Consider the following 8,855-nt stretch of genomic DNA (forward strand, 5'->3'; position numbering starts at 1 on the left):
ATAAAAAAAAATAGATTTTTTTTAGCCAATATCATAACAACCTTATATTCAGATATATAAAATAAAATCTAATAAAAATTTCAAACAAATAGAATAGTTTAAATGCATACATAAGTTACTGTAAATAAGTTTTTTACTATAAAACCTCAAAAGTTTTATTATGAAAATTAGAAATGTTTTAAAAAGAAAAAATTTTGTTTAAAACATTGTTGATCCCCTTCATTTTAAACATATCTAAAAATGGTTCTTATTAATAGAAGAAGTACATCAGTATATTTGCAGATAGTTAACTGATGCAAAATTTTTAATCAAAATATTATGAGAAAAGAAGCGATCCTCATCGATTATATAGATAGAACTGATGAGATAGAATCTTATTCTTTTGAAGGCAATAAGTATGTAGTAGTAAATAACAAAAAGTGCTAAAGCATATTTGGATTTGTAAATAAATAAAATTAACAACAATGAAAAAACATTACTTTATCTCGTATTACTCCTCTCAGTAATTTCATGTACTAATTATTATACTGTCCTACTAGAGGAAGATACACCACTCTATCCCAGCATTAACAGCGAAACTTCTACCACATTTATTCCTAAAGGCATAGAAGTTTATTTATCATCAAGACCCAAAAGGAAAAATTATAGAAAGATCAAATGGGAAAATTAATGTGGATGGGCTAAAAATCCTCAGCATTCAACATACAGCAACTCTACCAAGACATCATCGTATACTTCTCCAACAGTTGTTGATTGTAGAACATTTCTTATTTTACGTATAAGAAATTTCAATACGGTTTTCCGTAAAGAATTTATAAAATGGAGGCTTACTTTTGAGGCTGATATTAATCTGTTTTGATATCATCAATAAGTATTAACCAATTCTTTTTGCTATGAGCACGATCGAAGCAATCAAGCCGGGACATAAACCGAAAAAACCAGATGGCGAGCCCGACAAAAGAAGGAGAGTCACACCTCCAAATCAACCTAAACATCCAAAACTAAAACCTCATGAACATGAGAAGGGAGATTAACAAAGGATGAATGGAATTAGCAGCTTTAGGGCTGCTTTTTTGTAACATTCCAAATATATATACTTAACTTCAACGGAAATATAAATTATGCGAAATATCTTAATGATCAGCTTTTTTTTGGCTTTCTGCAACGTGTTTTCACAAGAGAGCAAAATCCACAAAGAGAAATGGCATTGGAATAACAAATCACAGGATAGTACAACTGGCTATGCTCAGGCTGTGAAGTTTGACAATGTAGTTTATATATCGGGAGTAGTGACGAATAATATTACACCTGAAGGAATCACTTCCGTTTACAATAATTTAAAAGCGGTTCTGGCAAATTATGGAGCTACATTTGACAACGTTGTAAAAGAAAACTTATACACTACAGACATCGAGGCAATGAAAAAATACAATAATGTTCGCAAGAAATTCTACAATAATGATTTTCCAGCGGCAACTTGGGTACAGGTGCAAAGATTATATATGCCGGATTCTAAATTAGAAGTGGAATTGGTTGCACACTTACCAAAGTAGTTTACTTAGGCAGTTAAATCATTTTATGCAAAAGCTAAAATAAACTCACAAGGACACTAAAACTAATGCATATGAAAAGAGGTGAAATTTACAGCTGGATTTTGTAGGAAGATTGACGCAGGACGGAGTTGATTATATTGAGAGATTGAGACCAGAACTGAAATATACGGACTGGGGAACTCATATGTTGGAAATCAAAAAAAGATCCGGAAAACCTTAATTCTGCAAGTAGAAAATGATAATTAGCAAATCTTTTTTAGTTCTGATATCATTTGAAAAGCTATAGATACAGGATATTTGTTAACGTGCGAATAAAAGGAGAATCTCTTTTCAAGCGCAATTCTGGCCTGCTCATACTGATGTGTCGATAGTTTTTCGTCAGGATTAAAGCATTCTTCGATAATATCTTTCTTACTATAAGTCTTGCCTTTTAATGCCAGTGAATTGTAAAAATCCATAAGATCAGCTTCGATCGCATGGCCTAATGCCTTATCATTCCTATGCTCTTCAAGGATAAAAAGATCTTTAAAGATCGCAATATATTCGGAAAGTTTAATTTTTTTTCTGCTGGCAAAAATATTGGTGCCGTACTGAATTTCAAACCATTTGGACAGCGTATCATTGTCAACCTCCCACTCTTTCGCAATAAAGCTCTGACTGAATCGGATCTTCTTATCCAGGAAATTGAGAACATCTTGTGATTGATACGACAATTTTTTATTCTGTATGGATATGATGCTTAATAGGCATATTTTCTGAAAGAGGATCATCTGTATAAAAAGACTGGCATATTGATGATAGTTTGATAGAATTGTTTTTAAAGTATCATACTGCTCTATGATTGCAGAAAGATGTTTCATTTCTAAGTTGATATCAATCGAGTTATCAGGTAAGGAATTTTCCATTTGATTAAAGGCAGCATTCAGATCGTGTTGCAGTTGCCTGAAACTTTCAGGAAAAATGGGGCGGAAGGTCTTCCATTCCCCTTCTAAAAATATATTGTACAGCTCCGAGCTGTAATGGTTAAATTTCGGATCATCCATTGAACAACTTTTGGCATCCAATTTTTCCAGAAGTAGCTGATACATAAAAAAAGGTTTACCTAAAGATAAACCCTTTTTCCAATTATTTTTTAGAATTTTTACTTGCCGACTTGGTCGCTCTTGCTGCAAAACTATCCTTTTTGACTGCGCCTCCGGATTTCCTGGCTTCTGCTGACTGAATTCTAGCAGCATCCTCTTTGGTCATTGGTTTCTTTGACATAAAACTTAATTTTTAATTGTTAATAGGACAAAGATATACACCTAATAAAAAATTCAGGAAAATTTTCCCCGATAGCTAAGTATAGTGAGAATACTGAGTATCGGTATTCCGAACTTCTGTACTTTTGTCTCTATTGAAATAAGAAAAACAATAAGATCAAAATAAATGAGAAAGATAATTAAAGAAGAAAGGATTGGTAACGGTAACCATTGGCATGTGTTCAAAGTCCTCGTCTCCGAAAATGAGGAAGTCCGAGAAGTGATACATAAAAGATCGGCAGATCCTTCCGCAGCCCCAAAGATTATTGAAATTTATAAATCATTGTCTCAGTCAGCAATGGAGACTTTAGCGTTCCTTGATTTATATGATAAAAGTACCCTTGAAACTGAGGATTTAAATGCCAATCCTGATGAAGGCTATTTTGTTAGTCCGAATACAGTGCGCTCGGCTCCGCATTGCGGTTCTATATCGATGAGGATGATCAATAAAGAAAATGTCACTTATAGGGTGTTGGAATTATGCAAGGATTTTGATTTGGCTAGCCTCATTGAGGATCCGTCAAAGATTGACCGAGAGAAAATGTACAAAATTAAATTGATCGACAGCATAGCGGAACAATTTGTCTATGATCATGAGATTGAGAAAATAGAGAATTTTGAAGATTTCGTCAAAGAAATGCTGAATAATCTAATGAGTGCGGCTAAGGCTAACTTAGCGCTCTTTGTTGATGCATTTTTCTTTAAAGTTAATCCTGTTACCAATATGATGGACTATTAAATTGCTGATTTTGACGGGATCATGTATATCACTGATTCAGATACCGCCGTAAAGGATTTATTCGATGCCAATAAAGAAAATTTTCAAATGGCTCTCCATGAATTTATTGTATTCTTTGTTGCTGAGCCCAATCAAGATCATTATTTAAAGTTGCTAAGCGATTTAATATTCTAAGGAAGTATCTTTAATGATAATATTGCAAATCATATGATGTAATAATTTTACAATATCCGGATAAATATATTTCTACAACCAAAATTAAAGTATTCGGTAGCTTGTTACTCTAATAGAATTTCCACAGCAGACTGTCTACCATCTCTATACAGAAACCATGAGATGTTGATGATTTTGAGATAATCATTTTTGGCTCCAAGCTGTCTATTTTGTTTTTCGGATAAAAGTTCGGTGGTTGAAATATATTCTCCGGTACGGGGAAAGAATGGCAGGTTCCATTTGATTTCCACTGATGAATGTTTATAACATAAAAACACTTTCATATTTTTTATTTCTAAGATACTTATTTTAAAGATAAATTCAGTGATCCGGGAATTCAAATATGGCTTGGTGGTCCTCTTTCAAAACAATATAGGCACTGAACTTTTTGCCGTTTTTGGCTTTCATATTTTTGATGAGCGTTGTTTTTCTGTTGTTGATGAGTGAAGTTATTTCTTGTGTGCTTAGCTGTACACCGCAGACATTTCTGAACTGCATCCAGTTGCATTGTTCATCAGGACATTTGATGATCTTGTCTTTGATGATGAGGTGTTGCTGTTGGCATTTTGGGCATTTGAGTTCGGGAATGTTTTCTTTATGAATTGAGAGTGATAATAGTTCTTTGGTGATCTCTTTTGTATAATCTTTGATGTGGGTGATGAATTGTTTTGAATTCAGTTCGCCTTTTTCGATCTTATCCAATGCCATCTCCCACTCTGCGGTCATTTGTATATTGGCGATCTTTTGGTCTTTGACAAGGTCGAAAACTTTTAAACCTTTTTCTGTTGGTACCAGGGCTTTGCTTTTTCGGATGATGTAATTTCTGCTGAGCAGGGTTTCAATGATGGAGGCTCTGGTAGCTGGGGTGCCAATACCTATATTTAAAATGGCTTTCTGCGCTTCTTTATCTTCGATCGATCTTCCTGCATTTTCCATGGCTGATAACAGATCTGCCTCACTGTACAGTTTGGGCGGTTGGGTGGTCTTTTCCTGTAGATCTGCTCGGGAGATCTTCAGTTCATCCCCGATCTTGATTTCAGGAAGTTCAATCAGTGTTTCTTCGACATTATGGTTATTATAAGTGCTGTCGTTATTTTTGTTATTAGCGTTATGTTCTGACAGAATTCCCTTGATGGCCCGCCAGCCTTTGTGGAGTATTTTTGATCCTTTGATGCTGAATTCATAGTGGTATACTTTGAACGTAATATGGCTGACCTGTTTGGAGCAATTTTCTGAAAGCGATTCCAATAAACGGTAGGCGATCATATCGTAAATGGCTTTTTCTTTTGCGGTGAGTGCTGATGGTATTTTTGTGGTGACCAGTAATCCGTGGTGATCGGTCACCTTGAGGTCATTGACCATCTTTTTGTTAAAGTTCCCGAATTTGATTGTTGAAATGGCAGGTTTGAACTGATCGACGGTATTGAGAATTCTGACCAGTTCCGGGATTTCTGCCCAAAGGTCTGCGGGAATATATTTACTGCCGGTTCTGGGATAGGTAATGAATCTCTTTTCGTAAAGTGACTGTGCGGTCTGCAAAACCTCATCAGCCGACAGACCTAACTTTCTGTTTGCCTCCTTTTGAAGTTCTGTCAGATCAAATAGTAAGGGTGACTGCTCCTGAATTGTTTTAACGGATACATCTTCCACCGTGGCTTTGCCCTCCCGCTCTATGGATTTAAGAATCTGTTCCGTTTGCTTTTTGTCATCCCATTGTTCATTGGATTGACTGGTGAAATCCAGATATTCTTTTCGGTGCTTTAATTGGATCTTGAAGTATTTCTTCTTTGTGAAATTTTGATGGTCTTCGAATCTTTTGCAGATCAAAGCGAGTGTCGGGGTCTGTACCCTGCCTAAAGAATAGACATCTTCATTGGCGGCAATGCTCAATGCCTGGGTAGCATTGATTCCGACCAGCCAGTCGGCTTCGCTCCTGGTTTTTGCTGCCTCGTACAAACCGTCGAATGCTGAGCCTGGTTGAAGTTTTTTGAAGCCTTCCTGTATGGCTTTTTCAGTAAGGGAACTGATCCAGAGTCTTTCGAAAGGTTTTTTACATTGGAGATAGTGGTAGATGTAGCGGAAGATGAGCTCTCCTTCCCTTCCGGCATCGGTAGCTACAATAATGCTGTCGCATTGATCGATCACATTTTTAATGATCCTTAGTTGTTTGACTGCGGAAGGATCAGGCTGGTAACCTTTGTTGTTTTGCTTTTTGATGGTTCTGGGAATCAATAGGAATGGATCTGGAAAGATAGGCAAAGAGGCTTTGTCAAAGCCTCTTATACCATAATCTTCCGGCATTCCCAGAGACGCCAAATGACCTAATGCCCAGGTTACGCAGTAACCATTGCCTTCGAGGTAACCGTCTTTTCTTTCGTTGGCATTTAACAATTGTGCAATTTCTCTTGCAACACTGGGCTTTTCTGCGATAATGGCTTTCATAGGATTGGATTTATTGTGGTAGTAACTGTATTTGTTGATTAGGATAGTTGTTTAATTGTAATTAAGTAATTACATCTTACGCCCTTTCGATCTGACCAGTTTCTTCTGCTGGGCCTCCTGTTGCTTATTTGCAGGCTGCTGTTGTTTAGGCTCCAATGGTTCTTTGATGTTCTTAGTGGCTTCATTGGTCTTGCCATCGGAATTGACCGCTTTTTGGGTCTTATGGTCTTCGGATGGTTGGGCCTTTTCCTTTAATTTGTTGGGGTTGGTAAAGGAGAATTCTGTCTTTGCGGTTTCCTTATTGAAGGTAATGTAACCTTGATAGACTTTTCCTTTGCCATCTACAAGACCATCCACATAAACCGTCTGCCCTGCTTTGAACTTGTCATACTGAACTTCATCCAGCTCTTTTCCTCGGAATACTTTCGGGGCTTCCCCATCGTTCTTTTGAGCTGGCTGATTGGATTGATCCTGTTGTTGGGATTGTTGCTGGTTCTGGTTGTTGTTGAAGATGAATTCGACATAACGCTTGTCGGCATTGAACTGTACCGTGGCATCGAAAGGTTCGCCTTTTTTGGAGGTCATTCCTTCAAGATAAAGCGGTTTGCCTTCGAACAAGGTTTGTTTTTGGTGGTCATCCAGCTTGATGCCTTTGATTTCATCGGGAACCTTGATGTATTCTGCCCTGTAGGCCACAAGTTCATTGGTGAGGCGGTCACGGCTGATCACGGATGGGATGATCTCGTCGGTCTTGGGATTGACAAGGTCGACGACCCTTCCCATATTTCCGCTTTCCTTAAGGTTCTTTTTGTCTTCCTCGGTAAACTCGTGACCGAGGAACTTAAGGTTGTAGTTAGGTTCCTTCCGGATGCCGTGCAGGTTAACGGCGATCTCGCCATTGTCTGCTGTCTGTAGTGATAACCTCACATCCATTTTACTGACCGCTGTTCCCAGATCGATAGTGATAGGAATCAAATTATTAGTCTTGAATCCTCTGAGTAGAGGATCCATAGCATTCATCTTTTCAAGCTTTTCCTGATTCAGCCCGAATTTTTCCATTGTCTTCCAGTCGATCTGTTCTGGCTGAAAGCGGTACTCCTGAGTGTCTGTGTTGTTTTCCATTGTATTATGATCTTTTAATTGGTTTGTATTTTTTGGCAGCATCTCGTATGCTTTCAGTACCTCCTTATCTTCGGGAGATGCGTTATCAACATATTGCTGAAGTTCTTTTGCAGTGCTGACCGCATCGTATTCCGAGACCTTGAAGAAATTGAATTGAGATGGGTTCTTTAGCTGCCGGTAGAAATTGGAGAAGAAGTTGGAGAACAAGTCACCGTGCTTGTCAACCCGGATCCATTGTTCGTTATCCTTTATTTTTTCCGGTGGGAGCTTTTGCAGATTTCCATCTTTGTCCAAGCCTTTGACCATTTCAATCTTGTTGGTGTCTTTGTTAAGAACCAAGAGTGTGTCCGATACCGGCTTGACCTCACTGTTTTCATTTTGTGCTTTTTCTTCCATCACAACTAATTTTGATGAAGCGAAAATAAAAGCAGATATTGTCGATCTTTGTAATGTGGTTTTGGATAGGCTGCCTTGGCTTTGAATGTCTCTGGCCTGTTAAGAGCTTAAACATTCTCTGATAAGCTGATGGACATCGGACAGCTTGTAGTAAAGCTTGCCACTGATGGTATAGTACGGCAGTTTTTTGTCGGTGCGGTAGCGCTGCAATGATCTTGAACTGATCTTTAGCAGTTGCAATACGTCCTGATTGTCAAGCAATACTTCGCCGTCGATCTCAATGTATTTGGATTGGCTGGATGATACTTGTTCTTTAAGGATGTCAAATCGGTCCATGATTCTTTCCATCCATGCTATAAATTCTGTTCTTTCGGTATTCATAACGGTGATTTTTGATGTTAATAATGATTTGAACAGTTGATCAACTTTTAATATGGTAAAGTTGAAGAATGAACATCACAAAAAATCACTACCTTTTCGTAGTACCGAAAAGATTTATAAGGGATTTTTTTTTATTGTTGGAGAAAGTCTGGAATTTAGAAGCTTTTTAAAATTTAAGGAGATCAAATTTAAATACAATTATCACCTTCAGCGAAGCAGAATGGCATACTCAATTAACTTTAGTTAGTACTAGGCAAGATTTGACATAATCAATAACAAATCCCAATGTAATAAGTTGGTCGCTATAATTGTCTTTATTATAATTTACATTTATAGATATTATGAAAAAATTATTTGCAACCAATAAGACCTTTGTGTTATTAATCATTTCAACATTTTCACAACTGCTGTTTGCTCAAGGCACTTCTGACAGCATCGATGTTTTTATCAAAGAGAAAATGAGCCAAATGAAGATCCCCGGACTCCAGTTGGCAATAATTAAAGATGGAAAATTAGAAAAACTACATAGTTATGGTTTTGCGAATCTTGAACATCGGGTTGCTACCAATTCAAAAACAACGTTCTCGATTAACTCTATGACAAAAGCTTTTGTTGGAGTAGCAATCATGCAGTTACAGGAGCAAGGAAAATTAAAAATCGATAATCCAATTTCTTTATATATCTCTCATATCCCAAACGAATGGAAAG

9 protein-coding genes are annotated in these 8,855 nt (G+C 37.2%); 3 read left to right on the forward strand and 6 right to left on the reverse strand.

Annotation, left to right across the window (positions count from 1 at the left end; genetic code table 11):
- Positions 1–1,121: 1,121 nt before the first annotated feature.
- Positions 1,122–1,553 carry a RidA family protein gene (locus tag LUD75_RS13735; RefSeq protein WP_232706314.1) on the forward strand — a complete coding sequence of 144 codons (432 nt, stop codon included), beginning with the start codon at positions 1,122–1,124 and terminating at the stop codon, positions 1,551–1,553.
- A 242-nt stretch (positions 1,554–1,795) separates the two neighbouring features.
- On the opposite strand, the gene LUD75_RS13740 is transcribed toward LUD75_RS13735, so the two are convergent.
- Entirely contained in the window at positions 1,796–2,725 is a 930-nt protein-coding gene (locus LUD75_RS13740) for a hypothetical protein (protein ID WP_232706315.1), read from the reverse strand.
- On the reverse strand, positions 2,679–2,816 hold the full coding sequence (locus LUD75_RS13745) for a hypothetical protein (protein WP_232706317.1): 138 nt from the start codon (positions 2,814–2,816) through the stop codon (positions 2,679–2,681). Before LUD75_RS13745 ends, LUD75_RS13740 begins: the two co-directional genes overlap by 47 nt.
- Positions 2,817–2,981: 165 nt before the next feature.
- Here LUD75_RS13745 and LUD75_RS13750 point away from each other — a divergent pair, with 165 nt between their 5' ends.
- A complete protein-coding gene (locus tag LUD75_RS13750; RefSeq protein WP_232706319.1) occupies positions 2,982–3,593 on the forward strand; it encodes a hypothetical protein in 612 nt (203 codons plus the stop codon).
- A 278-nt stretch (positions 3,594–3,871) separates the two neighbouring features.
- On the opposite strand, the gene LUD75_RS13755 is transcribed toward LUD75_RS13750, so the two are convergent.
- The 4 genes from LUD75_RS13755 to LUD75_RS13770 all read right to left on the reverse strand — a co-directional run bounded on the left by LUD75_RS13755 (position 3,872) and on the right by LUD75_RS13770 (position 8,147).
- Entirely contained in the window at positions 3,872–4,057 is a 186-nt protein-coding gene (locus LUD75_RS13755; RefSeq protein WP_232706320.1) for a hypothetical protein, read from the reverse strand.
- A 70-nt stretch (positions 4,058–4,127) separates the two neighbouring features.
- Entirely contained in the window at positions 4,128–6,248 is a 2,121-nt protein-coding gene (locus tag LUD75_RS13760) for a type IA DNA topoisomerase (protein ID WP_232706321.1), read from the reverse strand.
- Between the two features lie 69 nt (positions 6,249–6,317).
- Positions 6,318–7,766 (reverse strand): DUF3945 domain-containing protein, encoded by a 1,449-nt coding sequence (locus LUD75_RS13765; protein WP_232706322.1) that lies wholly within the window; start codon positions 7,764–7,766, stop codon positions 6,318–6,320.
- 99 nt (positions 7,767–7,865) lie between these two features.
- The gene (locus LUD75_RS13770) at positions 7,866–8,147 is read right to left on the reverse strand and encodes a helix-turn-helix domain-containing protein (protein ID WP_232706323.1); all 282 of its coding nucleotides are present in this window, start codon (positions 8,145–8,147) and stop codon (positions 7,866–7,868) included.
- A gap of 341 nt (positions 8,148–8,488) precedes the next feature.
- On the opposite strand from LUD75_RS13770, the gene LUD75_RS13775 reads away from it, so the two are divergent.
- The coding region (locus LUD75_RS13775) for a serine hydrolase domain-containing protein (RefSeq protein WP_232706324.1) at positions 8,489–8,855 on the forward strand (367 nt) is incomplete at its 3' end.

The organism is Epilithonimonas sp. JDS, from assembly GCF_021261315.1.
Taxonomy (GTDB): Bacteria; Bacteroidota; Bacteroidia; order Flavobacteriales; family Weeksellaceae; genus Epilithonimonas.

What these genes read in the sequence shown, in the direction of transcription:
- LUD75_RS13735 (WP_232706314.1), top strand. Translation starts at nt 1,122, where the DNA reads ATGCGAAATATCTTAATGATCAGCTTTTTTTTGGCTTTCTGCAACGTG.
- LUD75_RS13745 (WP_232706317.1), bottom strand. Translation starts at nt 2,816, where the DNA reads ATGTCAAAGAAACCAATGACCAAAGAGGATGCTGCTAGAATTCAGTCA.
- LUD75_RS13750 (WP_232706319.1), top strand. Translation starts at nt 2,982, where the DNA reads ATGAGAAAGATAATTAAAGAAGAAAGGATTGGTAACGGTAACCATTGG.
- LUD75_RS13760 (WP_232706321.1), bottom strand. Translation starts at nt 6,248, where the DNA reads ATGAAAGCCATTATCGCAGAAAAGCCCAGTGTTGCAAGAGAAATTGCA.
- LUD75_RS13765 (WP_232706322.1), bottom strand. Translation starts at nt 7,766, where the DNA reads ATGGAAGAAAAAGCACAAAATGAAAACAGTGAGGTCAAGCCGGTATCG.
- LUD75_RS13770 (WP_232706323.1), bottom strand. Translation starts at nt 8,147, where the DNA reads ATGAATACCGAAAGAACAGAATTTATAGCATGGATGGAAAGAATCATG.